Origin of the sequence: Nguyenibacter vanlangensis, assembly GCF_013376155.1 — a bacterium.
Classification (GTDB): domain Bacteria; phylum Pseudomonadota; class Alphaproteobacteria; order Acetobacterales; family Acetobacteraceae; genus Gluconacetobacter; species Gluconacetobacter vanlangensis.
Genome location: NZ_JABXXP010000011.1, coordinates 1 through 23,520, shown reverse-complemented (window position 1 = coordinate 23,520; position 23,520 = coordinate 1). Strand labels below are relative to the sequence as shown.

General features: G+C 65.8%; 30 protein-coding genes. All 30 read right to left on the bottom strand.

The window, feature by feature from the left end; genetic code table 11:
- The coding region (gene rplO, locus HUK84_RS02275) for a 50S ribosomal protein L15 (protein ID WP_176638777.1) at nucleotides 1–447 on the bottom strand (447 nt) is incomplete at its 3' end.
- 1 nt (nucleotide 448) lies between these two features.
- Nucleotides 449–634 (bottom strand): 50S ribosomal protein L30, encoded by a 186-nt coding sequence (gene rpmD, locus HUK84_RS02270; protein ID WP_176638776.1) that lies wholly within the window; start codon nucleotides 632–634, stop codon nucleotides 449–451.
- The gene (gene rpsE, locus HUK84_RS02265; RefSeq protein WP_176638775.1) at nucleotides 627–1,205 is read right to left on the bottom strand and encodes a 30S ribosomal protein S5; all 579 of its coding nucleotides are present in this window, start codon (nucleotides 1,203–1,205) and stop codon (nucleotides 627–629) included. The genes rpmD and rpsE overlap by 8 nt, the downstream gene beginning before the upstream one ends.
- A gap of 16 nt (nucleotides 1,206–1,221) precedes the next feature.
- Nucleotides 1,222–1,584 carry a 50S ribosomal protein L18 gene (gene rplR, locus HUK84_RS02260; RefSeq protein WP_176638774.1) on the bottom strand — a complete coding sequence of 121 codons (363 nt, stop codon included), beginning with the start codon at nucleotides 1,582–1,584 and terminating at the stop codon, nucleotides 1,222–1,224.
- Nucleotides 1,584–2,117: a 50S ribosomal protein L6 gene (gene rplF, locus HUK84_RS02255; RefSeq protein ID WP_176638773.1), complete on the bottom strand. Its 534-nt coding sequence runs from the start codon at nucleotides 2,115–2,117 to the stop codon at nucleotides 1,584–1,586. The genes rplR and rplF overlap by 1 nt, the downstream gene beginning before the upstream one ends.
- 10 nt (nucleotides 2,118–2,127) lie before the next feature.
- Entirely contained in the window at nucleotides 2,128–2,526 is a 399-nt protein-coding gene (gene rpsH, locus HUK84_RS02250; protein WP_176638772.1) for a 30S ribosomal protein S8, read from the bottom strand.
- Nucleotides 2,527–2,538: 12 nt separating this feature from the next.
- Complete coding sequence (gene rpsN, locus HUK84_RS02245; protein ID WP_176638771.1) at nucleotides 2,539–2,844, bottom strand: 30S ribosomal protein S14; 306 nt, start codon at nucleotides 2,842–2,844, stop codon at nucleotides 2,539–2,541.
- A 105-nt stretch (nucleotides 2,845–2,949) separates the two neighbouring features.
- On the bottom strand, nucleotides 2,950–3,519 hold the full coding sequence (rplE, locus tag HUK84_RS02240; RefSeq protein ID WP_176638770.1) for a 50S ribosomal protein L5: 570 nt from the start codon (nucleotides 3,517–3,519) through the stop codon (nucleotides 2,950–2,952).
- Nucleotides 3,520–3,529: 10 nt separating this feature from the next.
- Nucleotides 3,530–3,850 carry a 50S ribosomal protein L24 gene (rplX, locus tag HUK84_RS02235; protein WP_176638769.1) on the bottom strand — a complete coding sequence of 107 codons (321 nt, stop codon included), beginning with the start codon at nucleotides 3,848–3,850 and terminating at the stop codon, nucleotides 3,530–3,532.
- Nucleotides 3,850–4,218 carry a 50S ribosomal protein L14 gene (gene rplN, locus HUK84_RS02230; protein ID WP_042059420.1) on the bottom strand — a complete coding sequence of 123 codons (369 nt, stop codon included), beginning with the start codon at nucleotides 4,216–4,218 and terminating at the stop codon, nucleotides 3,850–3,852. The genes rplX and rplN overlap by 1 nt, the downstream gene beginning before the upstream one ends.
- A gap of 14 nt (nucleotides 4,219–4,232) precedes the next feature.
- On the bottom strand, nucleotides 4,233–4,511 hold the full coding sequence (gene rpsQ / locus HUK84_RS02225; RefSeq protein WP_176638768.1) for a 30S ribosomal protein S17: 279 nt from the start codon (nucleotides 4,509–4,511) through the stop codon (nucleotides 4,233–4,235).
- Between the two features lie 14 nt (nucleotides 4,512–4,525).
- Complete coding sequence (gene rpmC / locus HUK84_RS02220) at nucleotides 4,526–4,765, bottom strand: 50S ribosomal protein L29 (protein ID WP_176638767.1); 240 nt, start codon at nucleotides 4,763–4,765, stop codon at nucleotides 4,526–4,528.
- A 1-nt stretch (nucleotide 4,766) separates the two neighbouring features.
- A complete protein-coding gene (rplP, locus tag HUK84_RS02215; RefSeq protein ID WP_176638766.1) occupies nucleotides 4,767–5,183 on the bottom strand; it encodes a 50S ribosomal protein L16 in 417 nt (138 codons plus the stop codon).
- A 55-nt stretch (nucleotides 5,184–5,238) separates the two neighbouring features.
- Nucleotides 5,239–5,916 carry a 30S ribosomal protein S3 gene (gene rpsC / locus HUK84_RS02210; protein WP_176638765.1) on the bottom strand — a complete coding sequence of 226 codons (678 nt, stop codon included), beginning with the start codon at nucleotides 5,914–5,916 and terminating at the stop codon, nucleotides 5,239–5,241.
- A 3-nt stretch (nucleotides 5,917–5,919) separates the two neighbouring features.
- Nucleotides 5,920–6,324: a 50S ribosomal protein L22 gene (gene rplV, locus HUK84_RS02205; protein WP_176638764.1), complete on the bottom strand. Its 405-nt coding sequence runs from the start codon at nucleotides 6,322–6,324 to the stop codon at nucleotides 5,920–5,922.
- Nucleotide 6,325: 1 nt separating this feature from the next.
- Entirely contained in the window at nucleotides 6,326–6,604 is a 279-nt protein-coding gene (rpsS, locus tag HUK84_RS02200; protein ID WP_176638763.1) for a 30S ribosomal protein S19, read from the bottom strand.
- 12 nt (nucleotides 6,605–6,616) lie between these two features.
- Nucleotides 6,617–7,447, bottom strand: coding sequence for a 50S ribosomal protein L2 (rplB, locus tag HUK84_RS02195; protein ID WP_176638762.1), 831 nt, complete (start codon nucleotides 7,445–7,447; stop codon nucleotides 6,617–6,619).
- Between the two features lie 16 nt (nucleotides 7,448–7,463).
- Nucleotides 7,464–7,760 carry a 50S ribosomal protein L23 gene (locus HUK84_RS02190; protein WP_012227954.1) on the bottom strand — a complete coding sequence of 99 codons (297 nt, stop codon included), beginning with the start codon at nucleotides 7,758–7,760 and terminating at the stop codon, nucleotides 7,464–7,466.
- Nucleotides 7,761–7,795: 35 nt separating this feature from the next.
- Nucleotides 7,796–8,410, bottom strand: a complete 615-nt coding sequence (gene rplD, locus HUK84_RS02185) for a 50S ribosomal protein L4 (protein ID WP_176638761.1) — start codon at nucleotides 8,408–8,410, stop codon at nucleotides 7,796–7,798.
- Between the two features lie 12 nt (nucleotides 8,411–8,422).
- Nucleotides 8,423–9,106 (bottom strand): 50S ribosomal protein L3, encoded by a 684-nt coding sequence (gene rplC, locus HUK84_RS02180; protein ID WP_176638760.1) that lies wholly within the window; start codon nucleotides 9,104–9,106, stop codon nucleotides 8,423–8,425.
- Nucleotides 9,107–9,116: 10 nt separating this feature from the next.
- Nucleotides 9,117–9,425 carry a 30S ribosomal protein S10 gene (gene rpsJ, locus HUK84_RS02175; RefSeq protein WP_007282720.1) on the bottom strand — a complete coding sequence of 103 codons (309 nt, stop codon included), beginning with the start codon at nucleotides 9,423–9,425 and terminating at the stop codon, nucleotides 9,117–9,119.
- A 108-nt stretch (nucleotides 9,426–9,533) separates the two neighbouring features.
- On the bottom strand, nucleotides 9,534–10,724 hold the full coding sequence (gene tuf, locus HUK84_RS02170) for an elongation factor Tu (RefSeq protein WP_176638759.1): 1,191 nt from the start codon (nucleotides 10,722–10,724) through the stop codon (nucleotides 9,534–9,536).
- Nucleotides 10,725–10,815: 91 nt separating this feature from the next.
- Nucleotides 10,816–11,292, bottom strand: coding sequence for a 30S ribosomal protein S7 (gene rpsG / locus HUK84_RS02165; RefSeq protein ID WP_102323162.1), 477 nt, complete (start codon nucleotides 11,290–11,292; stop codon nucleotides 10,816–10,818).
- 15 nt (nucleotides 11,293–11,307) lie between these two features.
- Complete coding sequence (gene rpsL, locus HUK84_RS02160; protein WP_003621118.1) at nucleotides 11,308–11,679, bottom strand: 30S ribosomal protein S12; 372 nt, start codon at nucleotides 11,677–11,679, stop codon at nucleotides 11,308–11,310.
- A gap of 500 nt (nucleotides 11,680–12,179) precedes the next feature.
- Nucleotides 12,180–16,367 carry a DNA-directed RNA polymerase subunit beta' gene (gene rpoC, locus HUK84_RS02155; protein WP_176638758.1) on the bottom strand — a complete coding sequence of 1,396 codons (4,188 nt, stop codon included), beginning with the start codon at nucleotides 16,365–16,367 and terminating at the stop codon, nucleotides 12,180–12,182.
- Nucleotides 16,368–16,473: 106 nt separating this feature from the next.
- On the bottom strand, nucleotides 16,474–20,646 hold the full coding sequence (rpoB, locus tag HUK84_RS02150; RefSeq protein ID WP_176638757.1) for a DNA-directed RNA polymerase subunit beta: 4,173 nt from the start codon (nucleotides 20,644–20,646) through the stop codon (nucleotides 16,474–16,476).
- A 282-nt stretch (nucleotides 20,647–20,928) separates the two neighbouring features.
- On the bottom strand, nucleotides 20,929–21,303 hold the full coding sequence (gene rplL / locus HUK84_RS02145; protein ID WP_176638756.1) for a 50S ribosomal protein L7/L12: 375 nt from the start codon (nucleotides 21,301–21,303) through the stop codon (nucleotides 20,929–20,931).
- A 99-nt stretch (nucleotides 21,304–21,402) separates the two neighbouring features.
- On the bottom strand, nucleotides 21,403–21,921 hold the full coding sequence (gene rplJ, locus HUK84_RS02140; protein ID WP_176638755.1) for a 50S ribosomal protein L10: 519 nt from the start codon (nucleotides 21,919–21,921) through the stop codon (nucleotides 21,403–21,405).
- A 287-nt stretch (nucleotides 21,922–22,208) separates the two neighbouring features.
- Entirely contained in the window at nucleotides 22,209–22,904 is a 696-nt protein-coding gene (rplA, locus tag HUK84_RS02135; protein WP_176638754.1) for a 50S ribosomal protein L1, read from the bottom strand.
- Nucleotides 22,905–22,908: 4 nt separating this feature from the next.
- Entirely contained in the window at nucleotides 22,909–23,343 is a 435-nt protein-coding gene (gene rplK / locus HUK84_RS02130) for a 50S ribosomal protein L11 (RefSeq protein WP_176638753.1), read from the bottom strand.
- Nucleotides 23,344–23,520 lie beyond the last annotated feature (177 nt).

The window sequence follows — 23,520 nt, the reverse complement described above, 5'->3', positions numbered from 1 at the left end:
GACCGTGCCGCCCGCCTTCTCGACCGCGGCAACGGCGGTGGCGGACGCGCCCGAGACCTCGATGGTCACCGCGCGGGCCAGCTCACCCTTCGCCAGCAGGCGGACGCCCGCGAACTTGCCCGTGCCGACCAGGCCGGCATCGCGCAGCACGTCCTCGGTCACGACGGCCGAGGCGTCGATCTTGCCGGACTCGATCGCGCGGTCCAGCGCGCCCAGGTTCACCGGGGCGTAGACCTTGCGGAAGATGTTCTTGAAGCCGCGCTTCGGCAGACGGCGATACAGCGGGAGCTGACCACCCTCGAAGCCGTTGAGGGACACGCCCTCACGCGCCTTCTGACCCTTCACGCCCTTGCCCGACGTCTTGCCCTTGCCGGACCCGATGCCGCGCCCCAGACGCTTCTTGCGATAGCGCGCACCCGCATTGTCGCGCAGTTCGTTCAGGTTCATGTCAACCCTCCACCTTCACAAGGTGGGCCACCTTGGTGATCATGCCGCGCACCGAGGGCGTGTCCTCGAGTTCACGCGTGCGGCCGATCTTGTTCAGGCCGAGCCCGACCAGCGTCGCCTGCTGGCCCGGCTTGCGGCCGTTGCCCGACGCCACCTGGGTGACGCGGATCGTCTTCTGCTCAGACATCGGCGCCAGCCTCCCCGGCACCGGCCACCTCGCGGCGGCCCAGGATGTCGGACACCTTCTTGCCACGGCGGTTGGCCACCGAGCGCGGGCTGGCGCAACGCTCCAGCGCGGCGAAGGTCGCCTTGACCATGTTGTGCGGGTTGCGGGTCCCGAGCGACTTCGCAACCACGTCGTTGATGCCCAGGCTTTCGAACACCGCGCGCATCGGGCCGCCCGCGATGATGCCGGTGCCCGGATCGGCCGAGCGCAGCACCACCTTGCCGGCGCCGAAATGACCGGCGACGTCGTGATGGAGGGTACGGCCCTCCTTCATCGGGACGCGGATCATCGTGCGCTTGGCGCGGTCGGTCGCCTTGCGGATCGCCTCGGGCACCTCGCGCGCCTTGCCGGCGCCGTAGCCGACGCGGCCCTTCTGGTCGCCGACGACGACCAGGGCCGCGAAGGCGAAGCGACGGCCGCCCTTCACGACCTTCGCGACGCGGTTGATCGTGACCAGCTTGTCGACCAGATCGTCGCCTTCGCGCTCACGCTCGCGGCCGCCCCGGCCGCCTTCCCTCGGTTCACGTGCCATGTGCGTGACCCTTTCCTTAGAAGGCGAGACCGCCCTCGCGGGCAGCCTCCGCCAGGGCCTTGATACGCCCATGATACATATACGAACCGCGGTCGAAGACGACCTGCGACACACCCGCCGCCACGGCGCGCTCGGCCACCAACTTGCCTACGGCCGTGGCCGCGTCGGCATCGGCGCCGGTCTTGAGCTGCGCGCGCAGCGCCTTGTCGAGGCTGGAAGCAGCGGCAAGGGTACGCCCGGCGGCATCGTCGATGACCTGGGCATAGATGTTCTTGCCTGACCGGAACACCGACAGGCGCGGACGCCCGCCGCCCTTGCGACGAAGCTGGAAGCGCAGACGCTGGCGCCGGCGCTCCCGCAGATCCTGCTGCGTGCTCATTACTTCTTCTTGCCTTCCTTGCGACGGATGGTCTCCGTGTCGTAGCGGACACCCTTGCCCTTGTAAGGCTCGGGCTTGCGGAAGCTGCGGATGTCGAGCGCGACCTGGCCGACCCGCTGCTTGTCCACGCCTTCGACCACGATGGCGGTCGGGCGCGGCGTCGTGATCTTGATGCCCGGGGGGATCGCATAGACGACGTCATGCGAGTAGCCCAGGTTCATGACCAGGTTGCTGCCCTGGACCGCGGCGCGGTAACCGGTGCCGGTCACTTCGAGCGTCTTGGAGAAGCCCGTGGACACGCCGCGGACCATGCTGGCCACCAGGGCGCGGGTGGTACCCCACATCATGCGCGCCTGCGACGCCGTGCCGACCGGACGGACCGACACCTTGTTATCGGCGATCTCGGCCTCGATATGCGGGGACAGCGGCAGCTTCAGCTCGCCCAGCTTGCCCTTCGCTACGAACGTGCCGTCGACGATCGAAACCTGTACTCCCGACGGAACCTCGACGGGATATTTGCCTACACGCGACATGTATCCCTCCTTAGAACACGCGGCAGAGGACCTCGCCGCCGACATTGGCAGCGCGGGCTTCCGCATCGGACAGGACGCCACGCGGCGTCGACAGGATCGAAACGCCCAGGCCGGCATAGACCCGCGGCAGTTCCTTGATCTTGGAGTAGACCCGGCGGCCCGGCTTGGACACGCGGTGGATCTCCTTGATGACGGGCTCGCCATCCAGGTATTTCAGCTCGATCCGCAACTGGGCCACGCCCTTGCGCAGTTCTTCCTGCGCGTAGCCGCGGATATAGCCTTCGCGGCGCAGGGCCTCGAGCACATTGGCGCGCAGCTTGGAAGCCGGCGCGATGCAGGCCGCGTGACGCGCGCGCTGCGCGTTGCGGATCCGGGTGAGCATATCACCCAAGGGATCAGAAAGTGACATCGTTCCCCGCCCTTACCAGCTCGACTTGACCATGCCCGGGATCTGGCCATTGGAAGCCAGGTCGCGCAGAGCCACGCGGCACAGTTCGAACTTTCTGTAATTGGCGCGGGAGCGCCCGGTCAGCTTGCACCGCAGGCGCACGCGCACGCGCGAGCCGTTGCGGGGAAGTTCTGCGAGTTTCAGGGATGCGTCGAACCGATCCTCGACCGGCAGCGACCGGTCCATGATGATGTTCTTGAGCGCAATCCGCTTAGCCTTGTCCCGCTCTGCCATGCGCGCACGCTTGGCATTGCGGTTTACGGCGGAGATCTTGGCCATGCCTTGTTCTACCCTCCGGAACCTGTCGGGCCGTCCCGACGGTTTTCCAAACAACGTGTCTAATAGGTCTTCTGACCTTCGGGCGGAAGCCCCCAATCGCCGCGATCAGGCGGCGAAGGGCAGTTCAAACGCCTTCAGAAGAGCCTTCGCTTCCGCATCCGTCTTCGCGCTGGTGACGAAGATGATGTCCATGCCCCGGATATCGTCGACCTTGTCGTACTCGATTTCCGGGAAGACGATCTGTTCCTTCAGGCCCATGGCGAAATTGCCGCGGCCGTCGAAACCCTTGTTCGCCGGCAGGCCGCGGAAATCGCGGACGCGCGGCAGCGCGATGGTCACCAGCCGGTCCAGGAACTCGTACATCCGCGCGCGGCGCAGCGTGACCTTGCAGCCGATCGGCAGACCCGCACGGATCTTGAAGCCGGCGATCGCCTTCTTGGCGACCGTCTTGACCGGCTTCTGGCCGGAGATCAGCGTCATTTCGGCCAGGGCAGCGTCCAGCTTCTTCTGGTCGCCCGCGGCCTCGCCCACGCCCATGTTGATGACGATCTTCTCGAGATGCGGAACCTGCATCACGTTCTTGTAGCCGAACTCCTCGCGCAGCTTCGCGCGCAGCTCGTCCTGATAACGCTTCTGCAGACGCGGCGCCGAGCGGGTCTCTTGCACTTCAGACATCCCCGCCTCCTCAGCCTTCGATGACTTCGCCGGTCGCCTTGGCGACGCGGACCTTGCGGCCATCTTCCAGGATACGGAAACCGACGCGCGTCGGCTTGCCGCTCTTGGGATCGACCAGCTTCAGGTTCGACAGGTCGATCGGCATCTCTTTCTCGATGATGCCGCCCTGCTCACCCATCCGGTTGGGGCGCGTGTGGCGCTTGGCCACCGCGACGCCGCGCACAACCGCCTTGTTGTCGTCCGGCCGCACCGACAGCACTTCGCCGCGGGTCCCCTTGGAGGAGCCGGTGATGACGACGACCTGGTCGCCTTTCCTGATACGCGCAGCCATCACAGCACCTCCGGCGCCAGCGAAATGATCTTCATGAACTTGCGCGCGCGCAGTTCACGCACGACCGGTCCGAAGATGCGGGTGCCGATCGGCTCCTGCTGCTTGTTGATCAGCACGGCGGCGTTGCGGTCGAAACGGATGGCGCTGCCGTCGGGACGACGCACCGGGTAGGAGGTGCGCACGATCACCGCCTGGTGCACGTCGCCCTTCTTGACCTTGCCGCGGGGGATCGCTTCCTTGACGGACACGACGATCACGTCGCCGACCGAGGCGGTCTTCCGCTTGGAACCGCCCAGCACCTTGATGCACTGCACCTGACGCGCGCCCGAATTGTCGGCGACGTCCAGGTTGGTCTCGGGATGGATCATAGCCTATGCCCTTCTTACGCCTGCGCGCCGGACGCCGCGTCGGCGGAGCCCAGCGGGGCGCCGTTGCGGACGATCACGGTCCAGGTCTTGCGCTTGGAGATCGGCTTGCATTCCTCGATGCGCACCATGTCCCCAATCTTGCACTCGTTCAGCTCATCATGCGCCGCGTACTTCTTCGAGCGGCGGATGAACTTCTTATACAGCGGATGGATAACCCGACGATCGACAAGGACGGTGACCGTCTTGTCCATCTTGTCGCTGGTCACCCGTCCGGTGAGGACGCGCCTCGGCATCGCCCCTTCTCCCTTCAGGACCTGGCGGCCGGTGCACCCGCACCGGCAGCATTCTTCTTCAACGCCTCGGACGCGATCGTCTTCACGCGGGCGATCTCACGACGCACCGCACGGAAGCGCGCCTGTCCCTCATTCTGGCCGGTCGCGCGCTGGAACCGCAGGTTGAACTGCTCGCGCTTCAGGTCGATGAGAAGCGCCTCCAGTTCTTCGGCGGTCTTGGCACGCAGATCGGCCGGCTTGGTTGCCTTAGCCATCTCACGCCTCTCCGATACGGGTCACGAACTTGGTCTTGATCGGCAGCTTCGCCGCGCCCAGAGCCAGCGCCTCACGCGCGACGTCCGGCGGCACGCCCTCGATCTCGAACAGGATACGACCCGGCTTGACACGGGCCACCCAATATTCAGGGGATCCCTTGCCGGAGCCCATACGCACTTCCGCGGGCTTTGTCGAGACCGGAAGGTCGGGAAAGATCCGAATCCAGACGCGACCGGCGCGCTTCATCGCACGGGTAATGGCGCGGCGGGAGGCCTCGATCTGCCGGGCGGTGACCCGCTCGGGCTCCAGGGCCTTCAGGCCGAACGCACCGAAATTCAGCGTCGTCCCGCCTTTCGCCATCCCATGAATGCGGCCCTTGTGGGCCTTGCGGTACTTAGTCCGCTTTGGAGAAAGCATTGTTCAAAATCCTCATGCGCCGCCTGGCGCCGTTCTCGGTCCTAAACCCCGCGGCCTAGCGCTGCGGAGCCTGCTCGGCGGCGCGACGGTCCTGCGCCATCGGGTCCTGGGCGAGGATCTCGCCCTTGAAGATCCATACCTTCACGCCACAGGTGCCGTAGGTGGTCTTCGCCGTGGCCACGCCGTAATCGATGTCCGCACGCAGCGTGTGCAGCGGCACCCGGCCTTCGCGATACCATTCGATACGCGCGATCTCGGCCCCGCCCAGACGGCCGGAGCAGTTGATCCGGATGCCCTGGGCGCCGAGGCGCATCGCCGACTGGACGGCGCGCTTCATGGCGCGACGGAAGGCGACGCGGCGCTCGAGCTGCTGGGCGATGTTCTCGGCCACCAGGGTCGCGTCGATTTCCGGCTTGCGGATCTCGACGATGTTCAGCGCGACGTCGGCCTTGGCCATGCGGGTCAGCTCTTTGCGCAGCAGGTCGATGTCCTGCCCCTTCTTGCCGATCACCACGCCCGGGCGGGCGGCGTAGATCGTCACGCGCGGCTTCTTGGCCGGGCGTTCGATCACGACGCGCGACACGCCGGCGCCCGACAGCTTGCGGCGCAGGTGCGTACGCAGCTTCAGGTCGTCATGCAGCAGGCGAGAATAGTCCGAACCGGCGTACCAGCGGCTGTCCCAGGTGCGGTTGATGCCGAGCCGCAGCCCGATCGGATTGACTTTGTGTCCCATGGATCAGGCCGCCTTCTGCTCGGTTGTCTCAGCCTCGGCCGCGCGCTCGGCCACGACGATCTTCAGGTGGCTGAAGAACTTCTCGACCCGCGCCGAACGGCCGCGGCCGCGCGCGTGGAAGCGGCGCATGACGATCGACTTGCCGACCTCGGCCCGCAGGACGACCAACTGGTCGACATCGAGCTGATGGTTGTTCTCGGCGTTCGCGATCGCGCTTTCCAGGGTCTTCTTGACCTGCTGGGCGATGCGGCGCTTGGAGAAGGTGAGCGTCGCCACGGCCTGGGCCGCCGGCTTGTTGCGGATCAGGGCCGCGACAAGGTTCAGCTTGCGCGGGCTTACGCGGATGTTGCGCGCAATCGCCTGCGCCTCGGTTTCCGCGAGCGTGCGCGGATGCTTCGGCTTGCTCATATCAGCCCCGCTTCGCCTTCTTGTCCGAGGCGTGACCCGTGAAGGTCCGGGTCGGCGAGAATTCGCCGAACTTGTGCCCCACCATGTTCTCCGACACCTGAACGGGCAGGAATTTGTGCCCGTTGTAAACGCCGAACGTCAGCCCCACGAACTGCGGGAGGATCGTCGAGCGACGCGACCAGATCTTGATCACTTCGTTACGGCCCGACGCGCGCGACGCATCGGCTTTGTTCAGCAGATACCCGTCCACGAACGGGCCCTTCCAGACGGAACGTGCCATCTTCTTTGCCCCTTACTTGCCGGTCTTCCGGCGACGGATAATCAGACTGTCCGTACGCTTGTTGACCCTGGTCTTGTAACCCTTCGTCGGCTTGCCCCACGGCGTGACCGGATGACGGCCGCCCGAGGTGCGGCCTTCACCACCGCCGTGCGGATGGTCGACCGGGTTCATCACGACGCCGCGGTTGTGCGGGCGGCGGCCCAGCCAGCGGCCGCGCCCGGCCTTGCCGAGATGCTGGTTCATGTTGTCGGGGTTCGACACCGCGCCAACCGTCGCCATGCATTCGCCGCGCACGATGCGCAGCTCACCGGACTGCAGCTTGATCTGCGCATAGCCGGCATCCTTGCCGACCAACTGGGCATAGGTGCCCGCGGAGCGGGCCAGCTTGCCGCCGGCGCCCTGCTTCAGCTCGATGTTATGGATGATCGTGCCGACCGGAATGGCCGCCAGCGGCATCGCATTGCCCGGCTTGATGTCGACGCGCGCGCCCGAGACGACCTGGTCGCCGGCCTTCAGGCGCTGCGGCGCCAGGATGTAGGCCAGCTCGCCGTCCTCATACTTCACCAGCGCGATGAAGGCGGTGCGGTTCGGGTCGTATTCCAGACGCTCGACCGTGCCGGCCACATCGAACTTGCGCCGCTTGAAATCGACGTAGCGATAGGACTGCTTGTGACCGCCGCCGATGAAGCGCGAGGTGGTGCGCCCATGGTTGTTGCGGCCGCCGGTCTTGTTCTTGCCCTCGGTCAGCCCCTTGACGGGCTTGCCCTTCCACAGCTCCTTGCGGTCGATCAGGACGGTCCCGCGCTGGCTGGGGGTAACCGGATTAAAGTGCTTCAGTGCCATGTCTTGTTACCCCGCGTCAGACCAGCTTTGCGGTCAGGTCGATGGACTGACCCTCGGCGAGCTGCACAAACGCCTTCTTCACATCCGAACGCTGGCCCGGGCGGCCCTTGAAGCGCTTGGTCTTGCCCTTCTGGACAAGCGTGTTCACGCCCAGGACCTTGACCCCGAACAGAGTCTCGACCGCGACCTTGATCTCCGGCTTGGTCGCGTCGATCGCGACCTTGAAGGCGACCTGATTCTTCTCGGAAAGCGCGGTCGCCTTCTCGGTGATCAGGGGCGCGCGGACGATGTCGTACATCGCCTCACGCGACATGCGCTCCGCCTTCTTGCGGATAGCGAGCACGTTGGTCATGCCAGGCGCTCCTTCAGGCCTTCGACGCCGGCTTGCGTGATCGCGAGCACGTCGTGATTGAGGATGTCGTAGACGTTCGCGCCGACGGTCGGCAGCGCGTCGATCTTCGGCAGGTTACGCGTGGCGCGCGAGAAATTCTCGTCGACCGTCGCGTCCACGATCAGCGCGGACGTCCAACCCAGGGCCTTCAGCTTCGCGGCCAGATCGGACGTCTTGCCCGACGCGGCGGCCTGGTCCAGCACCACCAGCTTGCCTTCGGCGGCCTTCTGCGACAGCGCGGAAATCAGCCCCAGGCGGCGCACCTTCTTGGGCAGGTCGTAGCCGTGGTCGCGCACGACCGGGCCGTGGACGGCGCCACCGGTGCGGAACTGCGGCGCGCGCAGCGAACCCTGGCGGGCGCTGCCGGTGCCCTTCTGGCGGTACGGCTTCTTGGTCGTGCCGGAGACTTCGCCCATCCCCTTGACCTTGTGCGTGCCCGCACGGCGCTTGGCCAACTGCCAGTGCACGACGCGCGCCATGATGTCCGCCCGCGGCGTCACCCCGAAAATCTCGTCCGGAAGAACGGCCGTACCGGCGCTTCCGTTGTCGAGGGTTTTGATTTCGTAATCCATTGCCCTCTATCCTCAGCCCGCAGCCTCAACCAGGGCCGCCGGATACGGCGCCTCGGCATGACGGGCCTTCTTGATCGCATCACGAACCAGAACCAGCTCGTTCTTGCCGCCGGGCACGGAGCCGCGGACCATGAGCAGATTCTTCTCGGCATCCACCGCCGCCACCTCGAGATTGAGGGTGGTCACGCGCTCGGAGCCCAGATGGCCGGCCATTTTCTTGTTCTTGAAGGTCTTGCCCGGGTCCTGGCGGTTACCCGTCGAGCCATGCGAACGATGGCTGATGGACACGCCGTGCGTGGCCTCGAGACCCGCGAAGTTCCAGCGCTTCATGGCGCCGGCGAAGCCCTTGCCCTTGCTGGTGGCGGTCACGTCGACCTTCTGCCCCACCACGAAATGGGTGGCGGACAGGGTGGCGCCAGCCTCCAGCACGGCATCTTCCGCGACGCGGAATTCGGCCAGCTTCTTCTTGGGTTCGACCTTCGCGCGGGCAAAATGGCCGCGGTTCGGCTTGGAGACGTTCTTCACCTTGGCGTTGCCGAACCCGAGCTGCACGGCGGTGTAGCCGTCGCGGTCCTGGGTACGGACATCCACCACCTGCAAATTATCGACATGCAGGACGGTGACGGGCACGTGCGTGCCGTCTTCCTTGAACAGCCGGGTCATGCCCAGCTTCTTTGCGATCAATCCGGTGCGCATCGTCTGGACCTTAGAGTTTAATCTCGACATCCACGCCGGCGGCGAGGTCGAGCTTCATGAGAGCGTCCACGGTCTGCGGGGTCGGCTCGACGATGTCGAGCAGCCGGCGATGGGTCCGAATTTCGAACTGCTCGCGGCTTTTCTTGTCCACGTGGGGAGAGCGGTTCACGGTGAACCGTTCGATATGCGTCGGCAGCGGGATAGGACCCCGAACCCGCGCACCCGTACGCTTCGCCGTGTTGACGATCTCTTTGGTGCTGTTGTCGAGCACCCGATGATCGTACGCCTTGAGGCGAATGCGGATGTTCTGGTTGTCCATCGTCTGTTCAGTCCAACATTACTGGTTCGGGGGAACCCGAGCCGCCAAAGGAGACCCCGGCCGGATCGCTCCGGCCGGGGCATCCAGTTCTGGTTACGACCGGGCCGATCAGGCCGTGATCGAAGCCACCACGCCGGCGCCGACGGTGCGGCCACCCTCGCGGATAGCGAAACGCAGGCCTTCGTCCATGGCGATCGGCGCGATCAGCTCGACATCCATGGCGATGTTGTCGCCCGGCATGACCATTTCCGTGCCTTCCGGCAGGTGCACGACGCCGGTGACGTCGGTGGTGCGGAAATAGAACTGCGGACGGTAGTTGGTGAAGAACGGCGTGTGACGGCCACCCTCTTCCTTCGTGAGGATGTACGCCTCGGCCTTGAACTTCGTGTGCGGGGTGATGGAGCCCGGCTTCGCCAGGACCTGACCGCGCTCGACGTCCTCGCGCTTCGTGCCGCGCAGCAGCGCGCCGATATTGTCGCCGGCCTCGCCGCGATCGAGCAGCTTGCGGAACATTTCGACGCCCGTCACCGTCGTCTTCTGCGTGGTGCGCAGGCCGACGATTTCGATTTCGTCACCGACATTCACCGCGCCGCGCTCGACACGGCCGGTCACCACGGTGCCGCGGCCCGAGATCGAGAACACGTCTTCGATCGGCATCAGGAACGGACGGTCGACCGGACGGTCCGGCTGCGGGATGTAGTCGTCGACCGCATCCATCAGGTCGCGCACGCGGTTCTCGCCGAGTTCCGGATCGCCGTCTTCCAGCGTCACCAGGGCCGAACCCTTGACGATGGGGATGTCGTCGCCCGGGAACTGGTAGGCGGACAGCAGCTCGCGCACTTCCATCTCGACCAGTTCGAGCAGTTCCGGATCGTCGACCTGATCGACCTTGTTCAGGAACACGACCAGGGCCGGGACGCCGACCTGGCGGGCCAGCAGGATGTGCTCACGGGTCTGCGGCATCGGGCCGTCGGCGGCCGACACGACCAGGATCGCGCCGTCCATCTGGGCGGCACCGGTGATCATGTTCTTGACGTAGTCGGCGTGGCCGGGGCAGTCGACGTGCGCGTAGTGGCGCTTCGCGGTTTCGTACTCGACGTGGGCGGTCGAGATCGTGATGCCGCGGGCGCGCTCTTCCGGAGCCGCGTCGATCTGGTCATACGCCTTGAAGGTGGCGCCGCCGGTCTTCGCCAGCGTCTTGGTGATCGCGGCGGTCAGCGACGTCTTACCATGGTCGACGTGACCGATCGTGCCGATATTGCAGTGCGGCTTCGTCCGCTCGAATTTAGCCTTTGCCATCGTCTGTCTCCGTTACTCGGCCACCGGCCGGGGTCGGGTTGAAATGTTCCTAACCGGAAGCGTCGCGGTCTTTAGACCGGTCCTGCGTCACTTACCAGCGGTAATGACTGAACGCCTTGTTCGCCTCGGCCATGCGGTGCGTGTCTTCGCGCTTCTTGACCGCGGAGCCGCGATTGTTGACCGCGTCCAGCAGCTCGTTCGACAGACGCTCCTGCATCGTGTTCTCGCCGCGCTTGCGCGACGCGTCGATCAGCCAGCGGATCGCGAGTGCCTGGCGACGCTCGGCGCGGACTTCGACGGGCACCTGGTAGGTGGCGCCGCCGACGCGGCGCGAACGGACCTCGACGGCCGGCTTCACGTTGTCCAGCGCGCTGTGGAACATCACCACCGGGTCGGCCGCGGCGCCGCCGCGACGGCGCAGCACTTCCAGCGCGCCGTAGACGATGCCTTCGGCGGTGGACTTCTTGCCGTCATACATCAGGGCGTTCATGAAACGCGTGATGACGACGTCACCAAATTTCGGATCGGGAAGGATCTCGCGCTTGACGGCGCGATGACGGCGACTCATGCCTCGTTATTCCTTTTACTTCGGACGCTTCGCGCCATAGAGCGAGCGACGCTGACGACGCTTGGCGATACCCTGGGTATCCAGAACGCCACGCAGGATGTGATAGCGCACGCCGGGAAGGTCCTTGACGCGACCGCCGCGGATCAGGACCACACTGTGCTCCTGCAGGTTGTGGCCTTCACCCGGGATGTAGCTGACGACCTCATAGCCGTTCGTCAGGCGCACCTTCGCGACCTTACGCAGCGCCGAGTTCGGCTTCTTCGGCGTGGTCGTGTAGACGCGGGTGCAGACACCACGCTTCTGCGGGCAGCCCTGCAGGGCAGGCACCTTGTTGCGCTTGGCAGCGGGTTCGCGGCCCTTGGCGATCAGCTGGTTGATGGTCGGCATACGCCTTTCCCGATCCTTACAAAATTCGGCCGGCCAACCGCGTATCGGGCTGCCGACTGTCGTTCACAACAAAATCCCAACGAATGAGACTCATTCGCCTGGACATCATTTATGCATCCGGCCTTGGCAGCCCCGCCCGGGGACTACGGCACCGCATGCCTGCATGCTGCATTCGACGGCCAACGACGTCGTAACAGACGGGGCTAGCCGAGGGCGCGGAACCTACGAAGCGGATAGCCGCGAGTCAAGTGTTACCTTGGGATTCGCGGACAAAACCGGTCGATTTGCACCTGCCGGACCACCGCATCAGCCATGCGACCGCGGCAGATCACCGACGCCGCGCGGGCTATCCCATATTCGGGCGATTCGGGCCAGCGGAATCGTGCGCGTACCGAAAATAAGGCCGATTCACAAACCGGGCCGGTCAAAAAAAGGGCCGGGTGTCGCCACCCGGCCCTGCGCGCCCTCGCCCGGACGGGCTGGGGTGACGGACATGTCCGTTATTCGGCCTTGGAGACCGCGGGACGGACCTGCGCCAGGCGCTGACGGTCCTGGCCGGCGGCGATCGCGCGCAGCTTGTTCATCACGCTGCCCGTGCCCGCCGGGATCAGGCGACCGACGATCACGTTCTCCTTCAGGCCGTTCAGCGTGTCCTTCTTGCCGGCGGTCGCGGCCTCGGTCAGGACGCGCGTCGTCTCCTGGAAGGAGGCGGCCGAGATGAAGGACTGGGTCTGCAGCGACGCCTTAGTGATGCCCTGCAGCACCGGCATGGCCGCCGCCGGACGCTCGCCCATATTCAGGCGCTTCGTGTTCTCGGTCTCGAACTCGATGCGATCCACCGTCTCGCCGATCAGGTAGGTCGTGTCGCCGGGCTCGAGAATCTCGACCTTCTGGAGCATCTGGCGGACGATCACCTCGATATGCTTGTCGTTGATCTTCACGCCCTGCAGCCGGTAGACGTCCTGGATCTCGTTCACCAAGTAGTCCGACAGCGCCTCGACGCCCAGCACCTTGAGGATGTCGTGCGGCACGCGCGGACCGTCGACCAGCGGGTCGCCCACGCGGACGAAGTCGCCTTCCTGGACCGAGACGTGCTTGCCCTTCGGGATCAGGTAGTCGGTCTCTTCGCCGGTCTCGTCGTTCTTCACGATGATGCGGCGCTTGGCCTTGTAGTCCTTGCCGAATTCGACGCGGCCGTCGGTTTCCGAGATGATCGCGTGGTCCTTCGGACGGCGGGCCTCGAACAGTTCGGCCACGCGCGGCAGACCGCCGGTGATGTCGCGGGTCTTGGAGCCTTCGCGCGGGATGCGCGCCAGCACGTCGCCCGCACTGACCTGGGCGCCGTTCTCGACCGACAGCAGCGAGTCGGGCGAGAGGAAGTAGCGCGCGTCATTGCCGTTCGCCAGCTTGATGACGTGGCCGTTGGCGTCCTTGAGCTGCAGGCGCGGACGCAGATCCACGCCCTTGGCCGCCTGCTTGTAGTCCACCACGACCTTCGAGGTCAGGCCGGTGACCTCGTCCATGCGCTCGACCAGCGTGATGGAGTCGATCAGGTCCAGATACTCGACCGTGCCGGACTGCTCGGTGATGATCGGCAGGGTGTACGGATCCCACTCGGCCATCTTCTGACCGCGCGTCACCGCCGCGCCCTCGTCGACCAACAGGCGGGCGCCGTAAGGCACGCGGTAGCGGGCGCGTTCGGTCCCCTTCTCGTCCGTCAGCACGATCTCGCAGTTGCGCGACATCACGATGGGGACGTTCTGGCTGTTATGGACGACGTTGCGGTTGTTGATCGTCACCTTGCCGTCACGCGACGCCTCGACCATCGACTGTTCCGCGCCACGCTGGGCGGCGCCGCCGATATGGAAGGTGCGCATGGTCAACTGGGTGCCGGGCTCGCCGATCGACTGGGCCGCGATCACGCCCACGGCCTCGCCGATATTGACCGGCGTGCCGCGCGCCAGGTCGCGCCCATAGCACAGGCCGCAGACGCCGACCCGGCTTTCGCAGGTCAGGACCGAGCGGATCAGCACGCTTTCCACGCCGGCCTTCTCGATCTTCTCGGCCTGCGCTTCCTCGATCAGCGTGTCACGCGCGAGCAGCACGTCGCCCGAAGCGGGGTCCAGCACGTCGGCGGCGGTCGTACGGCCCAGGATCCGCTCGGACAGCGAGGAGACGATTTCGCCCCCATCCATGACGGCGCGGACGGTCAGGCCGCGTTCGGTGCCGCAATCGTCCTCGACGATGATGCAGTCCTGCGCCACGTCGACCAGGCGGCGCGTCAGGTAGCCCGAGTTCGCGGTCTTCAGCGCCGTGTCGGCCAGACCCTTGCGGGCGCCGTGGGTCGAGGTGAAGTAGTCGAGAACCGACAGGCCTTCCTTGAAGTTGGCGATGATCGGCTGCTCGATGATCTCGCCCGACGGCTTGGCCATCAGGCCGCGCATGCCGGCGAGCTGCTTCATCTGCGCCGGCGACCCACGGGCACCGGAATGGCTCATCATCCACACCGAGTTGGTGGTTTTGCCGATCTCCTGGCGCGAGATCTCCTTCATCATCGCGGCCTGCACCTCGTCCGTGCAGCGCGACCAGGCGTCGACCACCTTGTTGTAGCGTTCGCCGGCGGTGATCAGGCCGTCCTGGTACTGCTGCTCGAACTCCTTCACCTCGGCGGCAGTGCGCTCGACCAGCATCTTCTTCTCGGCCGGGATGATCATGTCGTCCTTGCCGAAGGAGATGCCGGCCTTCGCCGCGTGGCGGAAGCCCAGGCCCATCATGCGGTCGCAGAAGATGACGCATTCCTTCTGGCCGCAATGGCGATAGACCGCGTCGATGACGTCGGAGACGTTCTTCTTGGTCAATTGCTTGTTGATCAGCGCGAACGGGATCGCCGGATGGCGCGGCAGGATCTGCGCGATCAGCATGCGGCCCGGGGTGGTGAACACGGTCTGGCGCACCGGCTTGCCGTCGGCGTCGAGCGTCTCGAAACGGGCGGTGATCTTGTCGTGCAGCTTGATCGCGCCGGCGGAGAGGGCGTACTCGACCTCGCCCACCGTCGCGAAGGACGGGGCGCCGGTGACCGTGAGGCGGCCTTCGGCGTCATATTCGTTGCGGTCGGGCGTCGCCAGGAATTCCGGCGTTTCCAGGCTGAGATAATACAGGCCCAGGACGATGTCCTGCGACGGCACGATGATCGGCTTGCCGTTGGCGGGGCTGAGGATGTTGTTGGTGGACATCATCAGCACGCGCGCTTCGAGCTGCGCCTCGAGGCTCAGCGGCACGTGGACGGCCATCTGGTCGCCGTCGAAATCCGCGTTGAAGGCGGTGCAGACCAGCGGGTGCAACTGGATGGCCTTGCCCTCGATCAGCACCGGCTCGAACGCCTGGATGCCCAGGCGGTGCAGGGTCGGCGCGCGGTTCAGCATGACCGGGTGTTCGCGGATCACCTCTTCGAGGATGTCCCACACCTCGGGACGCTCCTTCTCCACCATCCGCTTCGCGGCCTTGATGGTGGTGGCGTGGCCGTATTTTTCCAGCTTGGAGTAGATGAACGGCTTGAACAGCTCGAGCGCCATCTTCTTGGGCAGGCCGCACTGGTGCAGCTTCAACTCGGGCCCGACCACGATGACCGAACGGCCGGAATAATCGACGCGCTTGCCCAGCAGGTTCTGGCGGAAGCGGCCCTGCTTGCCCTTGAGCATGTCGGACAGCGACTTCAGCGGACGCTTGTTGGCGCCCGTGATCGCGCGGCCGCGGCGGCCGTTATCGAACAGTGCGTCGACCGATTCCTGCAGCATGCGCTTCTCGTTGCGCACGATGATGTCGGGCGCGCGCAGCTCGATCAGCCGCTTGAGGCGGTTGTTGCGGTTGATGACGCGGCGATACAGGTCGTTCAGGTCGGAGGTCGCGAAGCGGCCGCCATCCAGCGGGACCAGCGGACGCAGTTCCGGCGGGATCACCGGAATCAGGTCCATGATCATCCATTCGGGACGCGAATCGCTGTCGGCGAACGCCTCGATCAGCTTCAGGCGCTTGACCAGCTTCTTGCGCTTGGCCTCGGAGGTCGTCTCCTTCAGCTCCTGGCGCAGGCGCTCCTTGTCCGCCTTGCAGTCGATGCGCTCGAGGACCTTCTTGATCGCCTCGGCGCCGATGCCGACCTCGATCCCCTCTTCGCCATGTTCGTCCATGACGTCGAGATACTGGTCCTCGGTCAGCAGGCTGAACTGCTTGAGCGGCGAGGTGCCCGGCTCGAGCACCACGTAGCTTTCGAAATAGAGGATCTTTTCCAGATCCTTCAGCGTCATGTCGACCATCAGGCCGATGCGGCTGGGCAGCGACTTCAGGAACCAGATATGCGCGACCGGGCTGGCCAGCTCGATATGGCCCATGCGCTCGCGCCGGACCTTGGCCAGCGTTACCTCGACACCGCATTTCTCGCAGATGATGCCGCGGAACTTCATGCGCTTGTACTTGCCGCACAGGCACTCGTAGTCCTTGATCGGGCCGAAGATGCGCGCGCAGAACAGGCCGTCGCGCTCCGGCTTGAAGGTGCGGTAGTTGATGGTCTCGGGCTTCTTGATCTCGCCGTACGACCAGGACCGGATCTGCTCGGACGAGGCGAGCTGGATCTTGATCTGGTCGAAGGTCATGGCCTGGCCGGTCTGGCCGAGGATCTTCATGAGTTCGTTCATGCGCCGCAAACCCCCTGAGGGAAGTTGGACGGAGACGGCCCGCCCGGCCGCCCCCGTCCCTGAGAAGAAAACAGACGGAGAAAGAGGAAGATGACCGACGACGGGGTCAGTCGCCGCTCTGCTCCAGATCCACGTTCAGGCCGAGCGATTTCAGCTCCTTGATCAGGACGTTGAAGCTTTCGGGGATGCCGGCTTCGAAATCGTCCTGTTCGCGCACGATCGCCTCATAGACCTTGGTGCGGCCGGACACGTCGTCCGACTTCACCGTCAGCATTTCCTGCAGCGTGTAGGCCGCGCCGTACGCCTCGAGCGCCCAGACCTCCATTTCGCCGAAGCGCTGGCCGCCGAACTGGGCCTTGCCGCCCAGCGGCTGCTGGGTGACCAGCGAGTACGGGCCGATCGAACGGGCATGGATCTTGTCGTCGACCAGGTGGTGCAGCTTCAGCATGTAGATATAGCCGACCGTGGTCTGGCGCTCGAACGGCTCGCCGGTGCGGCCGTCGATCAACTGCGACTGGCCCGACTTGCTGACGCCGGCATCCTCGAGCATCGCCTCGATATCCGGGATCGAGGCGCCGTCGAAGACCGGGGTCGCGATCGGCACGCCCTTGCGCAGGTTGTTCGCCAGCTCGACGAGCTGTTCGTTCGGCAGGTCGGCGATCGCGTCGTCATAGACCTTGTCGCCATAGACCGTCTTCAGCCGGTCCAGCAGTTCCTGCTTCTTCTCGCCCGTGCGCTGGTAGTCGTCGACCAGTTCGCCGATGCCCTTGCCGATATTGGCGCAGGCCCAGCCCAGATGGGTCTCCAGGATCTGCCCGACATTCATGCGCGAGGGCACGCCCAGCGGGTTCAGCACCAGATCGACCGAGGTGCCGTCCTCGAGGAACGGCATGTCCTCGACTGGGACGACGCGCGAGACGACGCCCTTGTTGCCGTGGCGGCCGGCCATCTTGTCGCCCGGCTGCAGCTTGCGCTTCACCGCGACGAAGACCTTGACCATCTTCATGACGCCCGGCGGCAGTTCGTCGCCGCGCTGCAGCTTTTCGACCTTGCTTTCGAAGCGGGCCTGGATGCGGGCCACGGCGGCGTCGAATTCGCGGCGCAGGACCTCGAGTTCGACCATCACCGCGTCGTCGCCGACGGTGATGTTGCGCCACGCGCCGCGGGGATGCTCGGCCAGCACCTCTTCGGTGATCTCGGTGCCCGAACGCAGGCCCTTGAAGCCCGCGCCGGCGACCTGGCCCACCAGGCGCTCGCGCAGCCGGTTATAGAAGGACCGCTCCTGGATCGCGCGCTCGTCGTCGCGGTCCTTGGCGAGGCGCTCGATCTCGGCGCGTTCGATCGCCATCGCGCGCTCGTCCTTGTCCACGCCGCGGCGGGAGAAGACGCGCACATCGACGATGGTGCCGGTCGTGCCGGGCGGCAGGCGCAGCGACGTGTCGCGTACGTCGGACGCCTTTTCGCCGAAGATGGCGCGCAGCAGCTTCTCTTCCGGCGTCATCGGGCTTTCGCCCTTCGGGGTGACCTTGCCGACCAGGATGTCGCCCGGATTCACTTCGGCGCCGACATAGACGATGCCCGCCTCGTCGAGGTTGCGCAGCGCCTCCTCGCCGACATTGGGGATGTCGCGGGTGATTTCCTCCTGGCCCAGCTTGGTGTCGCGGGCCATGACCTCGAACTCCTCGATATGGATCGAGGTGAAGACGTCGTCGCGGGCGATCCGCTCGGAGATCAGGATCGAGTCTTCGAAATTGTACCCGTTCCACGGCATGAACGCGACCAGCACGTTCCGGCCCAGCGCCAGCTCGCCCAGTTCGGTCGACGGACCGTCGGCGATGATGTCGCCGGCGCGCACCCAGTCGCCCACGCGGACCAGCGGGCGCTGGTTGATGCAGGTGGACTGGTTGGAGCGCATATATTTGCGCAGGCGATAGATATCGACGCCCTGGGTCGCCCCGGCCGCGTCGGTCGCGCGCACCACGATGCGCGCGCCGTCGATCTGGTCGATGATGCCGCCGCGCCGGGCGACGATGGTGGCGCCGGAATCGTGCGCCACTGCCGCTTCCATCCCCGTGCCGACCAGCGGCGCGTCGGAGCGGACCAGCGGCACCGCCTGGCGCTGCATGTTCGAGCCCATCAGCGCGCGGTTGGCGTCGTCGTTTTCCAGGAACGGAATCAGCGCGGCCGCGACCGAGACCAACTGCTTGGGCGACACGTCGCAGGCGGTGACTTCCTCGGGCTTCACCAGGCGGAAATCGCCGCTGCGGCGGACCGAGACCAGTTCGTCGGTCAGGCGGCCGCCGGCATCCTGCCTGGCGTCGGCCTGAGCGACGACCAGCTTTTCCTCTTCCATGGCGGAGAGGTATTTCCAGCCATCCTGCAGCACGCCGTCGCGCACCAGGCGGTACGGGGTTTCGATGAAGCCGTACTTGTTCACCTTGGCGTAGGTCGCCAGGGAGTTGATCAGGCCGATATTCGGGCCTTCGGGCGTCTCGATCGGGCAGATGCGGCCGTAATGGGTCGGGTGGACGTCGCGGACCTCGAAGCCCGCGCGCTCACGCGTCAGCCCGCCCGGGCCCAGGGCCGAGAGGCGGCGCTTGTGCGTGACCTCGGAGAGCGGGTTGGTCTGGTCCATGAACTGGCTGAGCTGCGACGAGCCGAAGAATTCGCGCACCGCGGCGGCGGCCGGCTTGGCGTTGATCAGGTCGTGCGGCATGACCGTATCGATATCGACCGAGCCCATGCGCTCGCGGATCGCGCGTTCCATGCGCAGCAGGCCGACGCGATACTGGTTTTCCATCAGTTCGCCGACCGAGCGGACGCGGCGGTTGCCCAGATTGTCGATATCGTCGATCGCGCCGCGGCCGTCCTTCAGCTCGCACATGATCTTGACGGTGCGCAGGATGTCTTCCTTGCGCAGCACGCGGACGGTGTCCGGGGCGTCGAGGCCCAGGCGCATGTTCATCTTGACGCGGCCGACGGCCGACAGGTCGTAGCGGTCGGAGTCGAAGAACAGGCCGGAGAACATGGCCTCGGCCGTCTCGGGGGTCGGCGGCTCGCCGGGGCGCATGACGCGATAGATGTCGGTCAGCGCGTCGTCGCGCGAGGCGTTCTTGTCCACCGCCAGCGTGTTGCGGATCCACGGGCCGTTCTGTGCGTCGATCGCCAGCGTCGGCAGCCGGTCGAGGCCGGCTTCCTCGAGCGCCGCGATGCGGGCCTCGGTCAGTTCCTCGCCGGCCTCGGCATAGATCTCGCCGGTTTCCTGGTTGACCAGGTCCTCGGAGACGTAGCGGCCGATCAGGCCGACATGGCCGACCAGCACCTCTTTCGTCGTCTCGGCGATCTTGCGGACCATGCGGGCGGTCAGCTTGGCGTCGGCTTCGGCCACCACCGCGCCGGTCTCGGCGTCGATCAGCGGTTCGAGCAGCTTGAGCCCACGGAACGACTCGGCGTCGAACGGACGGGCCCAGCCCTTGCCGGTCTTCACGAAGACGACCCGGTTATAGAAATAGGAGAGGATCTCGTCGGCATCCATGCCGCGGATCTCCATCGCCTCGACATCGCCGCCCTCGGCCGCCTTGGCGGCGCGGGCCGCGGCGGAGGCCGCGCCTTCCAGCGCGTAGAGCAGGGTGGTGACCGGCAGCTTGCGCTTGCGGTCGATGCGGACGTAGATCAGGTCCTTGCTGTCGAATTCGAAATCCAGCCAGGAGCCGCGATAGGGGATGACGCGCGCGGCGAACAGGAACTTGCCCGACGAGTGGGTCTTGCCCTTGTCGTGGTCGAAGAACACGCCGGGGCTGCGATGCATCTGGCTGACGATCACGCGCTCGGTGCCGTTGATGATGAACGTGCCGTTGTCGGTCATCAGCGGCATGTCGCCCATATAGACGGGCTGTTCCTTGATGTCGCGGATCGAGCGCGAGCCGGTATCCTCGTCCACGTCCCAGACGATCAGGCGCAGCACGACCTTGAGCGGCGCGGCGAAGGTCAGGCCGCGCTGGATGCATTCCTCGACGTCGTATTTCGGCTCTTCCAGTTCGTAATTGACGAACTCGAGCCGGCCGCGGCCGGCGAAATCATTGATCGGGAAGACCGAGCGGAAGACTTCCTGCAGGCCGGCATTGGTCCGGCTGTCAGGCGAGACGTTCATCTGCAGGAACGCCTCGTAACTGGCGCGCTGCACGTCGATCAGATTGGGCATCGGAGCGATTTCGGGTATCCGCCCGAAGCTCTTGCGGATGCGCTTGCGTCCCGTGAACGATTTCGTAATTGCGTTCATCGTCTATCCTGCCCCCATCCCGACGACCCGGACCGTCCCGCGCCGGCGGCCGCCTGGCCGCGGCACCCGGAAGCGGGCCGTCACAAACCGTCTTGTGCCCGGATGCCGGCCAGGACCGACACCCCGCCCGCCCGGAAGGCAGGCCTTACTACCGCCAAAGGCGCCCGAGACCGCAAGGTCAGGGCGCCAGAACGGCCAAGGGGGCGGGAACCCTACGGCATCCCGCCCTCGCCTGGAGTAGCACAGGAAGCGGCGACCCGAGGGCCGCCGGCAACCCGAAGATTACTTCACTTCGACGGACGCGCCGTTGTCTTCAAGAAGCTTCTTGATCTTCTCGGCTTCGTCCTTGCTGACGCCTTCCTTCACGGTCTTCGGCGCACCCTCGACCAGGTCCTTGGCTTCCTTCAGGCCCAGGCCGGTGATGCCACGGATTTCCTTGATGACGTTGATCTTCTTGTCACCGGCCTTGGCCAGGATCACGGTGAATTCGGTCTGCTCTTCGACCGGAGCGGCAGCAGCGGCGGCCGGCGCGGCGGCAACCGCAACCGGAGCGGCGGCGGAAACGCCCCACTTCTCTTCGAGCAGCTTGGAGAGCTCGGCGGCCTCGAGAACGGTGAGGGCGGACAGCTCGTCAACGAGTTTGGTCAGATCGGCCATGATTTGGTCTTCCTAATTTATACACTGATTGGCGCAACACAATCCCGGTTTCACGCGATCGTGCGAATTTCATCGTTCCGCGACGCGGAACGCATTGGCTCAGGCAGCCTCGTCCTTCTTGGCGTAGGCCCCGAAAACCCGCGCAAGCTGTCCGCCCGGCGCCTGGAGGACGCCCGCGATGCGCGTGGCCGGCGTGGAGATGAGCCCCACCAGCTGCGCCCGGAGCGTGTCCAGGGACGGAAGCTCGGCCAGCGCCTTGACCCCATCGACATTCAATGTCTGGGTGCCGAGCGCTCCACCGAGCAGAACGAGCTTTTCGTTGGTCTTGGCGAACTCGACAAGCACCTTGGCCACGGCCACCGGGTCGACCGACCACGACAATGCGGTCGGCCCCTTCAGCAGCGGCGAGATGCCTTCGAATCGGGTCCCTGCCAGGGCGAGGTTGGCCAGCCGGTTCTTCGCGACCTTGTAAGTCGCTCCTGCCGCGCGCACGCGCCGCCGCAGTTCCGTCGCATCGGCGACCGTCAGCCCGTCATTGCGGGTGACGACGACCATGGACGTCTCGGCGAACACGGCCGCGAGGGAGGCAACAAACTCCCGCTTCTCCGTACGGTCCAATTCCCGTCTCCGTCGTGACCTGCCAGGCATGAACCTGTCAGGTCGGGTTTACCCTAGGAGAGCGCGCCCTGGGGCGCCCTCTCCGGTTCGCCTGTCCTGTGCAACGGAACAACCAGTGCGGGCGGCGCGACCGCCCCGATCCGGCAATCCCCGTCTTCCGTGTGCGGACCCGAGGGTCCATCAAGGCTTGCGCCACATCCGGTCATGGACAGGTTCGGAAGACCAGGCGCGCTGGCGCCTGCCTCCTGTCCGCGGCGCCCGGGGGCACCGCGTCATCTGATGCGCGATCAGCCCGCCGAGAAGGCGGACACGTCGACGCGGATGCCCGGCCCCATCGTCGAGGACAGGGCAGCCTTGCGCAGATAGGTGCCCTTGGCGCCCGACGGCTTGGCCTTCTGCACCGCGTCGACGAAGGCGCGGATGTTCTCGGCCAGCTTCTCGCCGTCGAAGGACGCCTTGCCGATGCCGGCATGGATGATGCCGGCCTTCTCGGCGCGGTATTCGACCTGGCCGGACTTGGCCGCCGTGACGGCGCCCTTCACGTCCATGGTCACCGTGCCCAGCTTGGGGTTCGGCATCAGGCCGCGCGGACCCAGGATCTTACCCAGGCGGCCGACCAGGGCCATCATGTCCGGGGTCGCGATGCAGCGATCGAACGCGATCTCGCCGGCCTGCACCTTCTCGGCCAGGTCTTCGGCGCCGACCAAGTCGGCACCGGCGGCCAGCGCTTCCTCGGCCTTCGCGCCGCGGGCGAACACGCCGACGCGCAGGGTCTTGCCCGTGCCGTTCGGCAGCGAGAGCAGGCCGCGGACCATCTGGTCGGCATGGCGCGGGTCGATGCCGAGATTCAGCGAGATCTCGATCGTTTCGTCGAACTTGGCCGACGCGGTCTGCTTGACCAGGCCGATCGCCTCGTCCAGGCCATATTGCTTGTTGCGGTCAACCTGGGCCGCCGCGGCGGCCAGACGCTTATTCTTCGCCATGGGATCAGCCCTCCACCACCGTAAGGCCCATCGAGCGGGCGGAGCCGACCAGCATACGCACGGCGCCGTCCAGGTCGTTGGCATTCATGTCCTGCTTCTTCTGCTCGGCGATCTCGCGGAGCTGCGCCATCGTCACGCTGCCGACCGCGGCGGACTTGCCGACCGTCGAGCTGCCCTTCTTGATGTTGGCGGCCTTCATGAGGAAGTAGGTGTTCGGCGGGGTCTTGGTGATGAAGGTGAAGGTGCGGTCGGCGAACGCGGTGATGACGACCGGAATCGGCATGCCGGGCTCGAGACCCTGGGTCTTGGCGTTGAACTCCTTGCAGAACTGCATGATGTTCAGGCCGCGCTGACCCAGCGCCGGGCCGACCGGCGGGGACGGATTCGCCTTGCCGGCGGGAATTTGCAGCTTGATGTAGCCAACGATTTTCTTGGCCATATCCGGGGCTCCTGACTGTTTCACCCGGACCGCGGTTCATGCGGCCGCGCCCGCCGCGCAAGGCGGCTGGCGCGGTCTCCCGCGTTCCGTAAGAGGCGGCTCCCTAGCCCTAACGGGCCGGGGTTGTCAACCCTGCTGCCGAGCCCGCCGTCAGCCCCGGCCCGGTCAGGTCGCGCA